This window comes from Chitinophaga sp. (genome assembly GCF_039596155.1).
Taxonomy (GTDB): Bacteria; Bacteroidota; Bacteroidia; order Chitinophagales; family Chitinophagaceae; genus Chitinophaga.
The window spans coordinates 18250-37487 of sequence record NZ_JBCNKF010000030.1; the positions used below are offsets into that span (position 1 = coordinate 18250).

Here is a 19238-nt window from a genome sequence, read left to right on the forward strand (position 1 = left end):
TTACAGATTAAAACGTAACAGTAGCTGGCTCCAATCCATTTCCTGTAGCTTTTAGCACCACTGCTCCGGGTTTGTTTCCTGCTTTGATGATCAACTGAGCATGTCCGTTAAAGAGGCTGCGCTGCCATGCACCTGGTAAGCATTGGTCAGGCTCATGGCTGCTTGGATCGCCATTACCTACACCAATAATTTCTGCATGACCATCCAGTGAGAAGTGGATCATATCGCCGGCTACGGGCACTGTTCTGCCCTTATCATCCACTGCACTCACATTAACGACTACAGCATCTTCTCCATCTGCCTGCAAAGTTGTCTTAGAGGGGGTTAATACAATCCGGGTGGGAGCGCCGGTGGTTTCTACCTTGCTGGTGATCTTTTTTCCTTTCTTATAAGCTACCGCTTCGAGGGTACCGGGTTCATAGTTCACCGTCCAGCGGAGGTGTCCATTTACCGGCATATCTTTTTTCCCCAGGCTTTTGCCATTCAGGAAGAGTTCTACATTGTCTGCATTGGTATTGATCCATACCAGGATGGGTTGCCCTTCTTTCCCCGGCCAGTTCCAGTGAGGTGCAATGTTTAGTACATCTTTGTCAGTCCACCAGGATTGATAGTAGTAGTAAACATTTTTGGGGAAGCCACACATATCCATAATACCGAAGTGAGAGTTGATATTTGGCCAGCTGTATGGCGTAGGTTCACCCCGATAGTCGAAACCTGTCCAGGCGAAGCCGCCCATGAACCAGGGACGTGCAGCTGCCATTTTCCACCACATCTCAGCAGTAGAGGCCCATGAAGGGTAGGTACTGTCATAGTCCGGCACATAGGCATTGATTGTATCCTTTATATAAATGCCACGGGTGGTTACGGTACTGGCTACTTCTGTTCCGATCACGGGTTGTTCCGGATGATCTTTGTGATAGCCATCGGCACCACCGAGGTTATAGTTGAAACCGCGTACCGGAATGACCTGGTTTACGCCCTGGTAAACATTTGGCATATTCGCAGCATAAGTGCTGGTGCGGGACGGATCCAATTCCTGCTGTACGATCAGGTTGTGCTGTGCGATGCGTGTGCCGATGTTTGTGCGCTGTGTATGGAATTCTTCGTTCCCAATGGACCAGATGAAGATGCTTGGATGATTTCTGTCTCTGATTATCAGCTGGCGCAATTGCGCTTCGTATTCGGCACCGCTGTTCAGCAACCTGGTTTCGTCCATGACGATCATACCCAGACTATCGCAGGCATCCAGCAACTCTGGAGTAGGTGGGTTATGGCTGGTACGATAGGCATTGGTACCCATTTCTTTGAGGAGGGCGATCCTGTAGTATTGTACATAGTCAGGTAATGCAACACCTACGCCAGCATGGTCCTGGTGGCAGCATACACCTTGCACTTTGATGTTTTTACCATTGAGGAAGAAACCCTTGTCTTTGTCCATTACGATAGTGCGTACACCAAAACGTACCTTTACGCTATCGATGGTTTTACCATTTGATTGCACAATGGCAACCGCCCGATAGAGGTAAGGGTTTTCCAGTGACCAAAGTTCTGGCTGAGATAAAGTGAGTACCTGTGAGAGCTTTTTGCTTTCATAGGTGGCGAGGGGTAATGGCTGTGGTTTACTTTGCGCCAGGACCTTGCCTTCCCTGCTGGTGATGACTGTGTATACGGTTGCATTTGCCGGAGCAATGTTATCATTCTTTACGGTTGTTTCGATAGTGACCGCAGCGTCTTTCCCTTTTTGAGCAGTGTGAACGAATACCCCACCATCAGTAGCAATATGCAGGTTGTTGAAAATATTGAGCCACACGTGACGATAGATACCAGCCCCTTCGTAGAACCAGCCTTCGTTTTGCGTAGCGTCAGCGCGAACCACGAGTACATTTGGTTTATCAAAACGTAAGACATCCGTGATATCGTAGGAGGTGCCGGTATAACCACTGAAGTTACCGCCTATATAGTAGCCATTTACCCATACTTTGCTATCGCGGTATACGCCATCGAGCTGGATAACGAAGCGATTGCCGGAATCGGCTCTGGCTACATCAAAGGTTTTGCGATACCAGCCAATGCTGTTTTCCGGATAGAGGCCACCGACAGGTTTATAACCGTGTGCTTCGAGGTCACCTTTTTTGGTATATTGAAATGGCAGGGAAACGACCCAGTCGTGCGGGAGCTGAATGTTCTGCCAGGAGTTATCATTGAATTCAGGATCGATACAGGTGTTGGCTGCATATCCTGATTTTGAAAAGGAAGTTTCTACACCGTAGTTGAAATCCCTTTCAGCATTGCCGGCGTGGCCGAGAGAAAATTTCCAGTTTGAATCAAAATTGAGATGCCTGCGTAGTGGTGACTGCGCAGCGGCTGTACCGCCAATGATGAATGCTGCCAATAGGAGCAGCAGGTCTTTTTTATTCATAATGTTGACTTTCCTTACATGGGTAGAGGTAAGCAATATAGGAATTAATAATTGTAAAAAAGACAATTTATATCATAAAAGAAACAGGAAGAAAATGCGGTTAAAATCAGGTCACAATTCGTTAATATCGACGAGTTGCGCCTGCACGAAAAACCATATTATTATCGTAGTGTGAGGACAAAATCAGTTCTTGCTGAAGGGCACCCTGATAAACGGAGATTCCCATTGTTCAAAGTCATGCTGGTACATTTCTTCTATCTTGTAAAGGGTACCGGCGGATGATTGTTCGGGTGCCGGCAAACGGCTATGATGTTTGTATTCCAATAAAATACCGGTTGAGGAGGTACTCTTTTGAATCACCTGAGGTGCCGGCGCCTGTGTGTCCGAAACGATAAAAGTGCTCCTTTTCTTTCTTGATTTATATAACACTATCGACGCGACGATAGCTATAACCGGCAGAAGGAAGAATAATTCCTTCGTTAAGTTCATGTTCATAAAAAAACTAAAGTATCCCTGTTTGCTGCAATATCGCTAACTGCATGGCTGACTTGTCTACAGCCTGCAGGAAACGGTCATACTGAAATGGTTTTAAGAGAAAATCTGCTGCCCGGACATTGAATCCTTCGATCGCATATTCGCTGCAGGCTGTCGTAAACACAACAATCATTTTGCGGGGCAATGATTTATAAAAATCCAATCCTGATACTTGTGGCATGCTGATAGCTATAAACAATACATCTATCACATGCTCCTCCAGATACTTCATTGCAGCTGTCGTACTGGTAAAAACCTGCTCGAGGCTGATAAGATCTGTGTAACTACAATATGTTTCGATCACCTGAAGTGCAGCTATTTCATCATCTATTGCTATTGCTTTCATTATACCAGCTCCATTAAAATAACCCGACAGGGGGCAAATATAATACATACTTCCGCTTGCAATACATGACCAGGATCAGCTGGTAATAATTAATTGGCTATATAACTGTATTGCCGAAAATCCTGATCCCCAGGCCGTAACGGATATTATGCAATTTGGCAATTTTAGCCATACCCTGTGAAGGAATGAGGTAAATAGCCATTTTTTGTAGGTGTAAAGTTGAAAAAACGGGGGATTCCCCGCAAATGATTTACTGGCCGGCATCCGGTGGAAATTTCTAAAAGCGCGCAAACCTTCTGACAATAAAATATTATATATATATTTGCATCACTGTTTGTGAAAGAGGACAATATACCGCATTAACTACCAGTACTTTATTGAAATTGTTTAACCAAAAATACCCGTAAATGAGGACATTCATCTGTTCATCCCTTGTCATTGCTATGTTCGTAGGTAGCATTTCCTGTAACAATACCAGCGGCAAGAAACCTGGTGCTACTGAATACAGCGAAAACTCCGCTGAAAAAGCCAGTCACATTATTGAGTATACGAATCTGATCGTTGATATGTCGAACAAACATAACAGCTACTTGGAGGATGTTGCTAATAATACGACTAAGCTGGAAGAAGCTTTAAAGCATCCAAATGACAAATTCCGTTTTATTACAATCAACAGGCCATTCTCTTCGCCTGAGTTCCAGAAATGGAATCAGAAAGTGAAAATTGATGAACCTGTAAAAGAACTGAGTTCAAAAGACCAACAATTCTTTAAGGACAGCATTGCTAAGTATAAGGGGCTGTTTGAAACGATGAAGGCGACAAACAATCGTATGCACGAGTACATCACAGCAGAAGATTACAAAGATGATAAGGGAGCAAAAGGATACCTGATCATCGATACCCTGCGTAACCAGATCGCTGAATTATACACCCTGAAAAGCGCCATTATCAGGAAGGTGGAAGTAGTAGCCGACGAAAGTGAACAAATCATCCTGAAAGATAGTCCGCTGAAAGATTACATCATCGCGATGAAAAAAGATATGGCCAGCGTCCGTTCTTTTATCGACCTGTTAGGTAGCGAAGAAAAATATGCTGGCATTGAAGCAAAGGCAAAAGCCCAGTACGATTTGCTGGAAAAAGCACAGGCTGAACATGCGCAGATCAACATTGACAACGCGAAGAAAGCAAACGAAGATCATAGCTTTAACACTTTCTATGATGATTTTCACAAGTTGCTGCTGAATGCGAGAAAACGTATGCGGGATGCAGCTGAAAAAGGGCATTTCGAAAGTTATGACCTGGAGTCACTGGATAGCGATTACGACTCACTGGTAAGAGATTATAATAACTTCAACAGCTAAATATTTCAAAAAAATAAATAACCGTCTGATAGTCTTATAAGATAAAACGGGTCCGTATCAGGTAAGATACGGACCCGTTTCTTATTTAATCTTCTCTGCTTCCATCATCAGCCATTCTCACAATTCTCGGAGAGAACTTCGCCACTACATCTACCAGTGTTGCCTGTGCAGCCATCACTGCATGTATATCTTTATACGCCATTGGCGCTTCATCCAGACCGGCACCTATCAATGTCACGTTATTTGCGGCCAGCACTGCGGCCATATCCACTTTCGAAATCTCCTTTTCCGCTCTTGTACGGCTTAATTGTCTACCTGCACCATGAGATGCAGAGTTAATAGCCGCTTCCTGCCCTTTACCACGCACCAGGAATCCAGGTGCTGCCATAGAACCGGGGATGATACCCATCACACCTTTACCCGCCGGCGTAGCACCCTTTCTATGCACGATCACCTCTTCACCATTCAATTGCTCCTTCCATGCAAAGTTATGGTGGTTCTCCACAGTTGCGATCAGCTGACCACCGACTAATGCAGCTACTTTACGGTGTATGACCTGGTGACATGCTGCGGCATAATCACCGGCCAGATTCATCGCCATCCAGTATTCCTGGCCTTCTGCCGTACTCATATCCAGCCATGCGAGGTTTGCGGCCTCTTTGGGCAGTTTGCACAGGTCTTTTGCCAGTCTTGTATAGTAACCGGCTATAGTTGCACCAAAACCACGTGATCCGGAGTGCGATAACAGCGCCAGGTATTTACCCGCATTGATATTCAAAGCCTCGTCTCTCTGCGCAAATTCAATCACCCCAAATTCCACGAAGTGGTTACCACCACCGGAAGAACCCAATTGTGACCATGCCTTATCTTTCAGTTGTTTCACAAAAGGCGTCATATTAAATGCCTCGTTGTCCAGTACAGCGTGATCTGCACGATCCTTCCCCTGGAAACCATTTCCTGCACCGAATCTCGTTTCGTCTACAAGTATCTTTTTCAGTTTACCTTCGTCCATTACTGAATATGGGAGATCATAAATGGACAGTGCCATTCTACATCCGATATCTACCCCTACTCCATAAGGGATCACGGCATTCCTGGCAGCTAGCACACCACCAATTGGCAGTCCGTACCCCTGGTGAGCATCGGGCATTAACGCACCGCCAACTGTAACAGGCAGTCTCATTGCATAATCCATCTGTCTGATGGCTCCCGGATCAATCGCGGCTTCGCCATAGACCTTATAATCAGCAGCCTTATCATTCAGTGGAATCGTCGTATCAACGGGTGCGTTTGCTTCTTCTATCATTTTCGTAGCCAGGTCTTCCAGCACCGGATGGTCCAGATACATTTCCGGTTTTGATCGCAGGTCAACCATCAATGCAATAAGGCTTGCATGGTCCATATCATTTAATTGCGCCACTGTTACTGCGAGCGCTTCACCTAATATTTTACCGGGTTTAAAACCTGCTGCTATTAAATCAGCTCCGTTAATCTTGTTCATACATGAATCAATTTAGTATAATTGAATTGATGATACAAATATTCAAACCAATGTGCGCAAGCTTATTGCGCAGTTAAAAAAAACTTTTTGGCACTATAGCTGTTATATTATCTATAGAAAACCTTAATACACATACAGCTGAGATAGCTGTGATTTAAACCTGTAATCTCAAAAAATTCAACAATGAAAAAGCTACTTATTTTGTCTGCCTCTCTGCTGTTAATGACAGCCAGTGCTACATTTGCACAAGCCCCCACTACTGATTCAGCCATGCATCATCATAATGGCATGCATAAGATGAAAGATTGTGTAGCCATGAAAGGCGGGAAAATGTGGGTAATGAAAGGAGGGCAGAAATCAGAAATGACGCAGACTATGACTATGAGCGATGGTACAATGGTAATGGCAGACGGTACTGTTAAAAACAAAGATGGTAAAACGTGGATGCTGAAAGATGGACAGATGATTGATATGAGTGGTAAAGTAATGATGAAAGATAAAATGAAAAAGGCCAAATCCGATGGCATGAAATAATGCCATGATAGTTTAAATGAAAAGGGCAGCCACTACCGCTGCCCTTTTTCTTTTTTATTGATTAGTCGATGAACAACTGTGTAACTGCGGCAGCATCTCTTGCCCATACTGCAGTATAGGCTTCATCTGCCATTGATGGGTGTGCAACTTCTTCCAGCTGTTGTGCAGCCGCTTTCATCCGGAGCATATTTCCCACGCTCAGCTTGCTGTCCAGCTTACGCAGCAGGGTCTGCACCATATTGAAATTCATTTGCCCTACTACCTGCCCCTGGAAAGGCATTTCCAGCCAGATGATCTCGCGGGTTGCAATTTCCAGCACACCGAATACCAATCCTTTTGTCAGGCCTTTACCAATCCGTACCTGGTGTTGCACACAAGATGGATCGTAGGCAACACCTTCACTGGTAACATTCATTTCATTGGCAGCATTCATCCAGCCGATTACCATGTTGGGAGACATACTGCCGTTGCTGTAAGCATTGCATACAAAGGTTACATATCGTGCGCCTTCTCTGGAAAGCACAGCGAGATCGATATCAATGTATTCGGCAGTACCCACCTGATCAGGTATATTAATGACGTCTCCGCTGTGTTTACACCCTTTGGGATACATATTGCTGAAACTACAGTGATCTACCAATACATCGTAGGTGATCATACAACTCAGATCCATATCCAGGTGTTGTGCAGGCAAGCCTGTCCCCCATTGCATGAACAGGCGAACGGTCTCTCCTTCTACAGGGAAACGTGTGCCCTGCAGTGCTACTGGCAGATCCTGAACGGTATCACTACGGTCGCCAATAGATAAAGGCATTTTGAATAACATCGGATCAATGTAAATGGTTTTATTCGCATTAGCGACTGCTGCAAACCGGCTTTTTATCAGTTTCAGGGTCAGCTCCTGCACACCTTCCTTCATCTGTTGCAGTTCTTCATTGCTGAATAACTGTAAAAGCTTATTGGGCGCGATCATTTTCGCCACGCCACCCAGTGGTTTTACGGTACGATAATGCTGCTTATTAAAATAATCTTCCGCATACATATTCAGGGTAAACACCAGTCTTGCCGGCACTTTACTGATAGTTTCCGCAAATGCATCCAATACTATTTCGTGTCCGAACCACAGCATGTTTGCAAACAGGGAACGGGCAAATAAACCTGGTCTTTGCTGCAATAACTTCAGCGTAGCACCGGCATCTTTGCGCAGGCGGAAATGCTGCACCTGGCCGTTATACACTTCGTATCGTTCATTGTAAAATACATCCAGCAGTTCACGCAGTTTTTCAAATCCCGGGCGCCGGCTGCATTCAGATAAACGCAGGGCCCTGATAAACCTTACCCACATACCTCTTTTAGGATGCATCTCTTCGCACAACTTGTCTACCGGTGCTTCCATAGCATTCAACCATTCGGCCACCATGCGACCTGTCTGACGACTATAATACAGCGCCAGCGATGCTTTGGTATAAATACGTTCAACGGCTGCGGCAGACGATCCCTGTCTCACGTGTTGGTAGTTTTTACCACGGCGCTGAATGATCGTCTTTGGCGCGAAGATTTGTGCAAAGCCGGTATGTTTATACCATAAGTACCGTAATATTTCGTTAGGAGAAGTCAGCAGCTGCCCTGCTTTTTCTTTATCACCTCTTTCCAGCAGGATATCAATTACCAGCATCAAAGTTTCTTTCATAGCTGGTTTTACATCCGGTAAAGGGAAGAGTGACATGAGGGTTTTCAGGCTGTCGGCTTGTGTGGCATCGAGCGGTGTTGCGGACAGCAGCAGGTTACGATAATAGCTGTGCACATCCTCCAGTGTCCAGCACTGTAAGACAGTTCTTTTACTCCCCTGGTTCTTTAATGTGAGTTTTTCGAACCGGAATGGCTGCGCGCAGTAAGGACAACCATTATAGCGCTCCAGCGGGAATGTTCCTTCAGGTATATAGTGACCACATGGTAAAGTGACAGCATCGCCATTCTTAAAGAAGCTGGCAAAGAAAGTCATTATATAATCTTCTGTTTTTACGTTTACCGGCGTTTGCCAATCCCTGATCAATGGTGTCCAACCTTTCTCAAGCCCTTTCGCTTCACTGATATAGTCAAGCGCCAGTTCCCTGTCGTCAACGTTCAGTTTCCTGACAGCATACATCAGCTCTTCTGATACCTGGTATCCAAGATTGACTAATTCTGCGACAAAGGAAATGACTGCTTCATCTACAGGTGTGTGTGTAAAAGGACGTTTTAATTTGGGTATATATAGGGCCTGTTGGCGTAAGGCTATTTTCAACAATGCTTTTAGCTGTTCCATTCATATTGTATTAAAAAGAAAGGTCCGGAATTTTGTAACTGCTTTCGAGTGGAAGTAAGTTACAATTGACCAGGACCAAATATCTAACGATACAAAGATGTCACTACATGTGCGCAGTTTTTCTGCGCAGGTTGAAAGAATTTAGCCGAAGGTAATAAATAATTTTATTTATTATATATAATATTTTGAATGGAGGGGTCGGATCCGGTGTATTTCACAATCAGTTTTTTTTCATTATATTGCTGTATAACCGTATTAAGACACAATAGCCTGGAAATTCCTCTCTTCTTAAACCCATCTAATCATGAGTAAATTATATGTACAGTATGGCTGTGGTATGTCATCGCCCCAGGGATGGAAGAACTTTGATGCATCCCCTACACTCCGTTTACAGCAACTCCCCCTTATCGGCAGTCTTCTCAAGCAACGCATGCACATCGCCTTCCCGGACAATGTGCTACAAGGTGACATTATCAGAGGGTTGCCCGGTATCTCTGAAAACTCTGCGGATGGTGTCTATTGCTCCCACGTTCTTGAACACCTTACTTACGAAGATTTTCTGATCGCTGTACGCAATACTTACAAGATCTTAAAACCCGGCGGCATTTTTCGCTGTGTGGTACCTGATCTCGAAAAAGCTGCCCGCGAATATGTGGAAGACCTCACCAATCATGACCAGGAAGCAAATGCAAAGTTCCTGCAAAAAACCAGGCTGGGTAAAACACATCGTCGCAGGGGAATCAAAGGACTATTGCAAAATACATATGGCAATAGTGACCACTTGTTTATGTGGGACACACTTTCACTGTCTAACGAATTGTATCGCGCAGGCTTCTCGTATGTACGCCCTGCCACATTTAATGATAGTGAAGACGACATGTTTAAACTTGTGGAAAGTGAAGGGCGGTTCAACAACGCTGTTGCACTCGAAGCAAAAAAATAGTTCCGGTTTCAGGAGGTTGCTATCGATAGCAACCTCCTATTTTTATATAACCCTTTAAATTATACCCGTCTTTACAATTAAAAAATCCCTTTATTCATATTTTTTTTAAAGTGTCTAACCAGTCTGATTTTCCCCTACTATTTTTTTATCCTCAATTTTCCGGATTGATATTTTTACTTTAATTTGCAGCTGTCTGAGAATGTTATAATCAATAGTCACTTTGCTATTGTAACTCCTAATAGGTTGTAATGCTAATTACAGCACAGGGGTATTTTATCTCCAAAATAACATTCAATGCACTCCAAAAATTCCGATCTAAAGTATTTCTTTGGCCTTGATGCGTTCAGAGGAATCGGTTCCCTCATTGTTGTTACCATCCATTGGAAGTTTTTCTATTTCCAGAACGATCTCGTAATGCCTACTGCTGCGACTGAAAGGTCTATGCCCTTTTTCAATTACCTGGGTCTGTTTTATACGCATGCCGCCTTTGTGGTAGATATGTTCTTCCTCCTGTCCGGGTTTGTTTTCTTTTGGCTGTACGCAGATAAGATTGCCGAAAGAAGGATATCAGTCAGAAAATTTTTCACACTGCGGTTTACCCGTATTTATCCTGTTCACCTTTTCACTTTGTTATTAATTGGCATACTACAGTACATCTTCATCAGCCAGACAGGTCACTCCTTCGCCAGCGTAAATAATGACGGAAAGCACTTTTTACTGAACCTGTTGCTGATCCAAAGCTGGTGCTTTGATCCGACACCGGCGCAGAGTGGCTTTAACGCGCCAGCCTGGTCCGTATCTGTCGAATCCTTCCTGTATATCCTGTTCTTTATCGTGGCTATTATGCGTCTGCACCGCAACAAAGTTGTTTTGTTTGCCATCGTGTTTGCCGGCATTGCGATCCAGGTCGTTCATCCTATGATAGGACAAGGTATCTTTTCCTTTTTTATAGGCGGTCTTATCTATTACCTGTACCATTGGATTGCCAATCACCCTCGTTTCAACACCATTTGCAATGTCATATTTGCTGTCACGGCCCTCTTGTGGATAGTAAGCATCAGTGAATTCTACCTTTCTTTTATCAGGTATGAATTTATGGCACTCACTGCTAAATACCTACCCGGGAAAGCGGACCAGATGGAAAAGGTATTTAACCTTGGCAGAAACTCCTTTTTCAGGCTATTCACTTCCCCGCTCAGCATCCTTACCCTTGCGCTCCTGGAAACGCGCTTCGGTAGTCTGAAAGCAAAATGGGCGATCGTACTCGGTCATTCCAGCTACAGTATCTACCTGCTCCACTACCCACTCATGGTAGCCGCTGTTGTTATTACCAATGTATTCGGCATAAGCAGATCCTTCTTTCACTCTCCTTTTGTCTTCATTGGTTTCTTTTTCGTTCTGCTGATATTAAGTATCGGCCTGCATTATTCCTTTGAATATCCCATACAGGAGTTCATCAGGAAGAAAATGCTCGGCAAATCAGCCAAAACACAGGCTGTCCCAAATCCTGCAATCTGAATTTCCAATACTTATAAATGCCGAACTATAATCAAAGATCTATGAAGATTAAATCCATTACACTGTTATTCTTAATCTCTGTTTTAGCAAGTTGTGTCAATACCAAAAAGATCACCTATTTCAATGACGTTGTGAAAGCAAGCGGGGCAAACAATACGAATCAATACAAACAGTTAAGAGTACAACCAGGTGATGTTATACAAATTACCATCACTACGCTGGACAAAGATGTGTCTCTCATTTTTAATCCACAAACCACTGCGGGGGCAGCGCCCGGTACAGGAGGAATGGGTATGGAACCCGGTTATCTCGTTGACAGTGCAGGGTACATCTCCCTTCCCATGGTGGGCAATGTATTAGTGAAAGATAAAACAACTTCTGAAATTAATACCCTTGTGGCACAGGAGCTGGAAAAAAGTGTCCGGAATGCCTACGTATCCACGCGCATCTCTAATTTCCGGGTGTCGGTATTGGGCGATGTAGCCCGCCCCGGATCATTCAAAGTACCTGCTGAAAGAATTTCTGTTCTCGATGCATTGAGTATGGCAGGTGACCTCAATACCTCGGCTATAAGGGATGATGTCATGCTGATCAGAGAAGTGAACGGAGAAAAACAATACGTATCACTCAACCTGAACGATAGTAAACTGCTGTCCTCTCCCTACTACTATCTAAGTAATAATGATGTGATTTATGTAAAGCCCGGTCCTAATAAAACATTTGGCACCTCGAAGTTCGTCGCCTTGTTACCAGCCGTCATCAGCGCGTTTTCACTCATCACCACGTTAATTATTGTTACAGTTAATAAATGATCCATCATCTAATGAACCAGAATAAAGATATAACCAATAATAATGCAATGGCCATCGACCTGACGGACCTTTTCAAAAAGGTATTCTATCACTGGCCACTTTACCTGTTCATTGCGGCAGTCTCCGTGGCTGGCGCATTTATCTACCTCCGATATGCCAGGCCTAACTATATGTCGAGTTCCAAACTATACCTGAAAGATGAAAAGAAAGGTAACGGTGAGGAATCAGATATCATGAAGTCTCTCTCCATTTTCAACAGCGGTAAGAATATTGAGAATGAAATGGAGTTGATCAAGTCACCCATCCTGGTAGAGAAAGTAGTACGTGAAAACCAGTTTAATATCCGCTATTTCCATAAAGGTAACATCCGTACACAGGAACTATACGACGTGCTTCCCCTGAAGCTGCACTTTGTCAGCGACAGTTCCAAAACGGGCAATTACACCCTGGATGTGGCGGTGGCACAAGCTTCCATGAAAATTACCAACGTGCGGAAAAACGAGCCGGATTCTGTGTTCTATGCCAAACCCGGTGTACCGTTTTCGCTCGGCAAAGAAATCATGACCATCAATTTCAACCCGCAGGAGCTGCCGGGAGCTGGTAGTACCTACAGAATTAAAATAGATTCCATTGAGCAATTTGCTTACGAAAAAATTGATGATATCAATACGGCGCTTGTCAATAAAGATGCTACTGTAATCGTGGTGACCAATGAAGATCCGATTCCTACCAGGGCAGCCGCATTCCTGAATTCCCTGATGGACACCTACAATGAATATACTTTGGACGACAAAAACAGGGTCGCACTCAAAACCATCCAATTTCTGAATGGAAGAATTGACTCCCTGAAAGATGAATTGGGCTTCCTGGAAAAAGAAGAAGAAAGATTTAAAGTGACCCGTGGTATCACTGACATTGAAGGTAGTGCGAAACTCGCGCTGGATCAGGTAAAAGACGCCGACCTGAAACTGAACGAAGCCAATATGCAACTCTCTGTTTTCGACCAGGTAGACGACTACATCAACAACCCGGGAGCGGACTATCCCTTTGCGCCACTTATGGGCAATGTTGACCAGACACTCACTGCTATGATCAACAGGTATGAAGAACTGCTGAAAGAAAAGAACAGGCTCTCCCTTTCTTTACAGCCTTCCAGTATTATCGTGCAAAACCTGGATAAACAAATCAGTGATGCAAAGAACACTATCAGGGAATACATTTCCGGATATAAAAGGAATGCAGGCGTGGCCCAGCATAAAATGCAGGACAAAGTGAACCAGATCAACGCCAAAATCGCTAATATTCCAGCTTACGAACGTGAATACATCAACATTAAACGGCAGCAAACGGTAAAAGAAAACCTCTACCTGCACCTGCTGAAGAAGAAAGAAGAAGCGGCGGTATCATATGCCAGTAATGTAACTGACAATAAAGTGATTGCACCTGCTTTCATTCCTACCAGGCCCATTACACCCAAAAAAACAATGGTGTTTGTTTCGTTCATCGCTGCAGGTCTGCTGCTCACTACAGGTTATGTATATGCAAAATATTTCCTGAACAATAAGGTACTCAGTAAGAAAGACATTGAGCAGTTTACCCCTGCCCCGGTCATTGCTGAAATTTTCGAATTCAAGGAAAATCCGGAAGATCTTATGCAACACCGCTCTGTATTACAGGAACAAATTTTCAGTCTCAGGACCAACCTGCGCTTCCTGATGACGGATCCGAACATTCCAAACATTATCCAGATCACCTCCAGTATTTCCGGTGAAGGTAAAACCTTCATCACCGCTCACCTGGGTAGAGCACTTACCGCCAATAACAAAAAAGTAGTGTTGCTTGAACTGGACCTTCGTAAACCAAAACTCTCGAAGTTCTTCGGCCTGGATCACCAGACAGGCGTTACCAACTATATCATCGACAGTAAAACACCGGAAGAGATTATCAAAAAAGTACCGGGTGTCGAAAACCTGAGCATCGTAAGTGCCGGCCCGATTCCACCGAATCCTATTGAGATGATCGAAAGTAAGCGCATGGCCTCCCTGATCAGTTCACTCAAAGAGAAGTTTGATTACATCGTTATCGATACCGCACCAATAGGGGTAGTGGCGGATGCCAAGAGCCTGGCACAATACGTAGACTGCACCCTCTTTGTAGCGAGATACAAGTATACGTTAAAGGGCAAAATGGCCAGTGTGCTCGACATCCTGAAAGATGGTTATTTCAAAAAGACAGGTGTCATCTTCAATGGCATTGCACAGAATACAGTACATACTTACCAGTATTACTATCAATACTCCTACGCTGAGAATAAGATGAGGCCGAACTGGTTCAAATTATTGATAAGACAAATGAGACAACGGTTTGCATAAAGTATTTAAAAATAGCAGCTGGTTAATGCTGGACAAGGTAGCCAGATTACTGATCGGTGTGGTGACGATGGCACAGATTGCCCGGCACATCGGTCCGAAGGATTTCGGCATCTGGAATTATGCAATTGCCATCACCGCGATAGCGGGTGGTATTGCTATACTGGGACTGGATAAACTAGCTGTAAAAGAGATGGTTTACAACCCTGACAAACGTTATCAGATCGTATCCACCGCCCTGGCTATGCGGCTCATAGCAGGTGTATGCTGCTTTCTGACATGTATGGGAATGGTATGGCTGCTGAAAGGTAATCAACAGCCATACCTCTATTGCACCCTGTTTACAGGGATGAATATCATCCTGCAGGCGGGCGATGTCTTTGACTACTTTTACCAGTCGCAGAACAATGTTCAGATGACCATCATTCCCAAAGCGGGCGTTTTCGTACTCTTCTGTGGCATAAAACTGTATGCCATTCACCTGGGTGCCCCGCTGGGAACATTTGTACAACTTAGCTTCTGGGAACTTTTTCTTACCTATTCCATCATTCTTGCACGCTACCTGCGGCATAATAAAATCGGGATGACGAACTTCTTTGACATGAAAGAAGCCGCCCTGCTCTTTGCCAAAGGCTGGCCCCTGTTATTGACCGCTGTGCTGGTCCTGATATACATGAAGACTGACCAGTTATTGCTGGATACGATCGTTGGCTCTGCCAAACTGGGTGAGTATGCAGCTGCCAGCAGGATCTCTGAATTGTATTATACCATTCCGGTGGTGATCGCTACCGCTATACTTCCGGGATTGATCAACAAACGTAAAACAGATATCGAAGACTACTGGCACTCGCTGGAGAAGCTGATCCGGCTTAGTTTCTGGTTCAGCACAGGCATCGCAGTCTTCATGTCGTTTGCAGCAAAAGCCATCATTTACAAACTGTATGGAGCACAGTACCCGGCTTCGGCCCTGATCCTGTCTATTCATATATGGGCGAACGTACCCGTGTTTGTATCTGTGGTGATTACTCAATACCAGGTAGTGGAAGGAAATTACAAAACGAATATGTATGCCACATTCATGGGTGTGATTGTGAACATTGCACTCAATATCGTGCTGATACCGGTATATGCAGGCGTCGGATCAGCCATCGCCATTGTCATATCGCAGATAGTAGTACTGACCGCGCTGCTGATACTGGACAGGAACAAAAGAGGAATTACACTGGTGAGTAGAATGCCGAACCCGATCCAGGCTTTCACTGATAGCAGGGAAGTACTTGCTGAACTGAAAACATACATTGGTAAAATAGCTTATCAGGCTGGCAAACGCTGACAAATAACCTTACTTACAAATGAGCTTTGACAAACCAATATTATTCCTGGTGTTTAACCGCCCCCTTCAGGCGATGATCGTATTTGATACTATCAGAGCACAACAGCCTTCCAGGCTATACATTGCAGCTGATGGCCCGAGAGCACACAAATCCGGGGAAAAGGAACTGTGTGAAGAAACCAGGAAAGCAGTACTCGAAGCAATTGACTGGCCATGTGATGTACGCACATTGCTCAGGGATGAAAACCTGGGCTGTGGCAAAGCTGTGAGCAGCGCCATCAACTGGTTCTTTTACCAGGAAGAAGACGGTATTATACTGGAAGATGACTGCGTGCCTGATCCAACCTTTTTTTCATTCTGTGCCAGTATGCTGGATCGCTTTAAAGACGACGACAATATCTATCATATCAACGGCAGCAATTTCCAGATGGAACACACAAGGGGCGACGGCTCCTACTATATGTCGCGCTATGCACATATATGGGGATGGGCCAGTTGGAGAAGGGCCTGGGAACAATATGACTTTACGATGAACAAATATGCAGATCGCTCCCGGGAAGGACTCAATAATATGCTCCGGGATGAATTGCAACGTATTTACAATAAAGAAGTAGATACATGGGACATCCAATGGTTCTTCAGTGTATGGTTCAACCACGGGGCGTGTATCACCCCCAATTGTAGCCTGGTCAGAAATATTGGCTACGGAAAAGATGCCACCCATACCCACCAGACACCTCCCTGGTTCAGAAAGATACGCTATGGCACACTGCCTGCTATTACCCATCCATCAGTCCTGTCCTGCGATACAACTGCCGATCAGTTCACCGCAGACACATTGTACAATAGTTCGGTATTGGTAAAGAAGCTGAAGAAGATCGTAAAAACGAATCCTATCCTCAGCAAACTTTACCAGCTTTTATCGTAAACCAGTCAACCAGTTTTGTATGGATATTATTACGGAATACCTGACGAGTCAGAACCGGTTTATCGAATACTTCAGAGAATCAGTGCCGGTACTATTTGCAGGAGGATTGCTCTATAACTACTACAAGGGTCGGATCAGTGCACTGGAAACGATCCTGTATGCATTTGCTACAGAAGCGTACAACATGATTTTGATAGGCCCTACGCTGACGGCCACGTTCTTTATCAGCATGGTCTTTATGCTGGAACAATTTCATATGCTGTTTACCGGTAAGTTACGTATCAGACGACGGTACCTGCTGCTGCTCGTATTACCCCTGCTGTCAAGTCTGGCCGTGTTCTTTGTCATACAGCTGTTTAAGAACCCGTTCTATTATCCGCCCGGTAAAATGATGTCGTTTTATACACGTCCATTCTATTTCTATTTTAAAACATACCTGCCCCTGTTTGCGCTGGGCAACAAAATATTGCAGGAGAAAAATGAGATGTCGCTGGATCGTTTTTATGCCCTGATGAAAAAGATCGCGAAAGTATCTATGGTGCTATGCCTGCTACAGATCATTTCACAGCTGGGATTAAAGAGTATTGAAGCCGGGGAAATACTGGGTTTACAGCGCAGGTATATGCTGGAGCAGTCAGGCTCCCTGTTTAGTATGCGCCTGCAGGCCTCCTTTTCGGAACCTAAAATCTATAGTGCCTTCCTTTCATTATGCATCCCGCTGTTCCTGAAGGACAGGCAGTATGTGTATGCCTTTCTGAGCTTCCTGTTTGGCGTGCTCACTATTTCACAAACCTTCTATATCAATTTGCTGGCGGGTGGTATCATTTTTCTCATGATAGGCAGGATCCAATCTGTAAGGATTAAAGTATTGGCCACACTTGGCATTGTAATAGGCCTTTTTGCCATTATCTCCGCCAGTAAGGAATACTTCTTCAAATTGTATATGAAGAACCAGGGAGACCCGGTATATGACATTATTTTCAAACGTTCTGTAAACAGGTATGATAACTACGACATTTATCAAAAGGACAACGTGGTTTGGGGCATGCCTTTGCAAAGGGATATGGAGTTGCCGGTTGTAGACTTTCTGCGGCATGAACCTTACCTGTTGATCACCGGATATGGGCCGGGCAACAGTACATTCATCCCTTCTGAATATTTCTACGGGCAGCTCAACTACGACGACCATGTGGCAGGGAATGGTTCGCACAACCTGAACATGCGCTGGTTTTATCTGGCAGCTGAATTTGGTCTTATCGCACTCATTATCATCTTTTCAGTATTCACACAGGCACAACCGGGTATTACCTCCTTTCAGGGGAGTTACCTGGGATATGCATGGGTCTGTTTATTCTTCAGTCAGATCGATCTGCTGCTGGTGATCACGGCGCTGCTCAGCACATCTGAATCTGTCGCTGTAAATGAACCGGAACCGGTAGCTGTCAAATTAAAAGAATCATATGCAGGTTATTAACAAAATAATATGGGGCTACCGCAAGCGGTTTGGCATTTTGTGGTATTATCTCAATAAGGCACGCCAGCGGACATCGTGGAGTGAAATGATGTTCCACATGTTTTCTCCATCTATGTACAAGGTAGCTGCAGAAAATGCCTCCCTGGTACGTAGCGATGATAAGTATAGTTACTATCGCATCAATGGCTATGATGAGCTGTTCCTCTATCCCAGGTCAGCACCCTACTATAGCCTGGCAATGGTACTGGCGGAGTCCAGGCCGCAACACTGGCATTATTATGAAATACCGGAAACGGCGGTAGCCCCTGGCGACATCATTGTAGACTGCGGTAGCGCAGAAGGTTTCTTCTCATTCCGTCATCAGCATACTGCCAGTCATATCTACGCCATGGAACCACTGTCAGTCTTCATCGATTCGCTGGGCCGGTTATTCCAGAACAAACAAAAGGTCACTATCCTGCCATATGCGGCCGGTGATAGCTGTAAGGAAGCATTTATCGGTACATCCTCTGCAGACACTATCATTGATGCATCTATACAGGAAACAAACAGCAATGGTCATGCTGAAAAGATCAATATTGTTACGATCGACAGTCTCTTTGCTGACAAAGGTATCCGCATCAATTACCTGAAAGCGGACATAGAAGGATTTGAGGAAAATATGATCCGGGGCGCACTGGAAACCATCCGGATCAGTAAACCGAAGATTGCCATTACTACCTATCACAAGGGACAGGATTATCGGAAACTGATTGAGATGATCAAAGGAGTCGTACCGGAATACAACTACCGGATCAAGGGTATCGACTATCTGTCTGGCAACCCGATCATGTTACATATGTGGATTTAACTATTACTATT

The 19238-nt window shown here is 44.5% G+C and carries 15 protein-coding genes; 10 read left to right on the forward strand and 5 right to left on the reverse strand.

Going from position 1 to position 19238, the window contains the following annotated elements; translation table 11 throughout:
• Positions 1-7: 7 nt before the first annotated feature.
• From galA to ABDW33_RS24370, 3 genes are all read right to left on the reverse strand, one after another.
• Positions 8-2419: a beta-galactosidase GalA gene (gene galA / locus ABDW33_RS24360; RefSeq protein ID WP_343692709.1), complete on the reverse strand. Its 2412-nt coding sequence runs from the start codon at positions 2417-2419 to the stop codon at positions 8-10.
• Positions 2420-2602: 183 nt separating this feature from the next.
• Positions 2603-2914: a hypothetical protein gene (locus tag ABDW33_RS24365; protein WP_343692710.1), complete on the reverse strand. Its 312-nt coding sequence runs from the start codon at positions 2912-2914 to the stop codon at positions 2603-2605.
• A 7-nt stretch (positions 2915-2921) separates the two neighbouring features.
• A complete protein-coding gene (locus ABDW33_RS24370; RefSeq protein WP_343692711.1) occupies positions 2922-3299 on the reverse strand; it encodes a response regulator in 378 nt (125 codons plus the stop codon).
• A gap of 407 nt (positions 3300-3706) precedes the next feature.
• Here ABDW33_RS24370 and ABDW33_RS24375 point away from each other — a divergent pair, with 407 nt between their 5' ends.
• Complete coding sequence (locus ABDW33_RS24375; protein ID WP_343692712.1) at positions 3707-4660, forward strand: hypothetical protein; 954 nt, start codon at positions 3707-3709, stop codon at positions 4658-4660.
• Positions 4661-4745: 85 nt separating this feature from the next.
• Here ABDW33_RS24375 and ABDW33_RS24380 read toward each other — a convergent pair whose 3' ends face one another.
• Complete coding sequence (locus ABDW33_RS24380) at positions 4746-6161, reverse strand: RtcB family protein (protein ID WP_343692713.1); 1416 nt, start codon at positions 6159-6161, stop codon at positions 4746-4748.
• Between the two features lie 183 nt (positions 6162-6344).
• Between ABDW33_RS24380 and ABDW33_RS24385 the strand changes: the two genes are divergently transcribed.
• On the forward strand, positions 6345-6695 hold the full coding sequence (locus ABDW33_RS24385) for a DUF6799 domain-containing protein (RefSeq protein WP_343692714.1): 351 nt from the start codon (positions 6345-6347) through the stop codon (positions 6693-6695).
• A 61-nt stretch (positions 6696-6756) separates the two neighbouring features.
• Here ABDW33_RS24385 and ABDW33_RS24390 read toward each other — a convergent pair whose 3' ends face one another.
• Positions 6757-9000 (reverse strand): hypothetical protein, encoded by a 2244-nt coding sequence (locus ABDW33_RS24390; protein WP_343692715.1) that lies wholly within the window; start codon positions 8998-9000, stop codon positions 6757-6759.
• Between the two features lie 304 nt (positions 9001-9304).
• On the opposite strand from ABDW33_RS24390, the gene ABDW33_RS24395 reads away from it, so the two are divergent.
• From ABDW33_RS24395 to ABDW33_RS24430, 8 genes are all read left to right on the forward strand, one after another.
• Positions 9305-9943: a methyltransferase domain-containing protein gene (locus ABDW33_RS24395; RefSeq protein WP_343692716.1), complete on the forward strand. Its 639-nt coding sequence runs from the start codon at positions 9305-9307 to the stop codon at positions 9941-9943.
• A 294-nt stretch (positions 9944-10237) separates the two neighbouring features.
• Positions 10238-11461 (forward strand): acyltransferase, encoded by a 1224-nt coding sequence (locus ABDW33_RS24400; RefSeq protein ID WP_343692717.1) that lies wholly within the window; start codon positions 10238-10240, stop codon positions 11459-11461.
• Between the two features lie 41 nt (positions 11462-11502).
• Positions 11503-12273, forward strand: a complete 771-nt coding sequence (locus tag ABDW33_RS24405) for a polysaccharide biosynthesis/export family protein (RefSeq protein WP_343692718.1) — start codon at positions 11503-11505, stop codon at positions 12271-12273.
• Between the two features lie 11 nt (positions 12274-12284).
• Entirely contained in the window at positions 12285-14645 is a 2361-nt protein-coding gene (locus ABDW33_RS24410; protein WP_343692719.1) for a polysaccharide biosynthesis tyrosine autokinase, read from the forward strand.
• Positions 14638-15975: a flippase gene (locus tag ABDW33_RS24415; protein ID WP_343692720.1), complete on the forward strand. Its 1338-nt coding sequence runs from the start codon at positions 14638-14640 to the stop codon at positions 15973-15975. The genes ABDW33_RS24410 and ABDW33_RS24415 overlap by 8 nt, the downstream gene beginning before the upstream one ends.
• Before the next feature lie 19 nt (positions 15976-15994).
• On the forward strand, positions 15995-16903 hold the full coding sequence (locus ABDW33_RS24420; protein WP_343692721.1) for a glycosyltransferase family 2 protein: 909 nt from the start codon (positions 15995-15997) through the stop codon (positions 16901-16903).
• A 19-nt stretch (positions 16904-16922) separates the two neighbouring features.
• Positions 16923-18377 carry a hypothetical protein gene (locus ABDW33_RS24425; RefSeq protein ID WP_343692722.1) on the forward strand — a complete coding sequence of 485 codons (1455 nt, stop codon included), beginning with the start codon at positions 16923-16925 and terminating at the stop codon, positions 18375-18377.
• Positions 18364-19227 carry an FkbM family methyltransferase gene (locus ABDW33_RS24430; protein ID WP_343692723.1) on the forward strand — a complete coding sequence of 288 codons (864 nt, stop codon included), beginning with the start codon at positions 18364-18366 and terminating at the stop codon, positions 19225-19227. Before ABDW33_RS24425 ends, ABDW33_RS24430 begins: the two co-directional genes overlap by 14 nt.
• The last annotated feature ends 11 nt before the right edge of the window (positions 19228-19238 follow it).

Coding starts and splice junctions, on each gene's coding strand:
- galA (WP_343692709.1), bottom strand. CDS start 2,419: ATGAATAAAAAAGACCTGCTGCTCCTATTGGCAGCATTCATCATTGGC.
- ABDW33_RS24365 (WP_343692710.1), bottom strand. CDS start 2,914: ATGAACATGAACTTAACGAAGGAATTATTCTTCCTTCTGCCGGTTATA.
- ABDW33_RS24370 (WP_343692711.1), bottom strand. CDS start 3,299: ATGAAAGCAATAGCAATAGATGATGAAATAGCTGCACTTCAGGTGATC.
- ABDW33_RS24375 (WP_343692712.1), top strand. CDS start 3,707: ATGAGGACATTCATCTGTTCATCCCTTGTCATTGCTATGTTCGTAGGT.
- ABDW33_RS24380 (WP_343692713.1), bottom strand. CDS start 6,161: ATGAACAAGATTAACGGAGCTGATTTAATAGCAGCAGGTTTTAAACCC.
- ABDW33_RS24385 (WP_343692714.1), top strand. CDS start 6,345: ATGAAAAAGCTACTTATTTTGTCTGCCTCTCTGCTGTTAATGACAGCC.
- ABDW33_RS24390 (WP_343692715.1), bottom strand. CDS start 9,000: ATGGAACAGCTAAAAGCATTGTTGAAAATAGCCTTACGCCAACAGGCC.
- ABDW33_RS24395 (WP_343692716.1), top strand. CDS start 9,305: ATGAGTAAATTATATGTACAGTATGGCTGTGGTATGTCATCGCCCCAG.
- ABDW33_RS24400 (WP_343692717.1), top strand. CDS start 10,238: ATGCACTCCAAAAATTCCGATCTAAAGTATTTCTTTGGCCTTGATGCG.
- ABDW33_RS24405 (WP_343692718.1), top strand. CDS start 11,503: ATGAAGATTAAATCCATTACACTGTTATTCTTAATCTCTGTTTTAGCA.
- ABDW33_RS24410 (WP_343692719.1), top strand. CDS start 12,285: ATGAACCAGAATAAAGATATAACCAATAATAATGCAATGGCCATCGAC.
- ABDW33_RS24420 (WP_343692721.1), top strand. CDS start 15,995: ATGAGCTTTGACAAACCAATATTATTCCTGGTGTTTAACCGCCCCCTT.
- ABDW33_RS24425 (WP_343692722.1), top strand. CDS start 16,923: ATGGATATTATTACGGAATACCTGACGAGTCAGAACCGGTTTATCGAA.
- ABDW33_RS24430 (WP_343692723.1), top strand. CDS start 18,364: ATGCAGGTTATTAACAAAATAATATGGGGCTACCGCAAGCGGTTTGGC.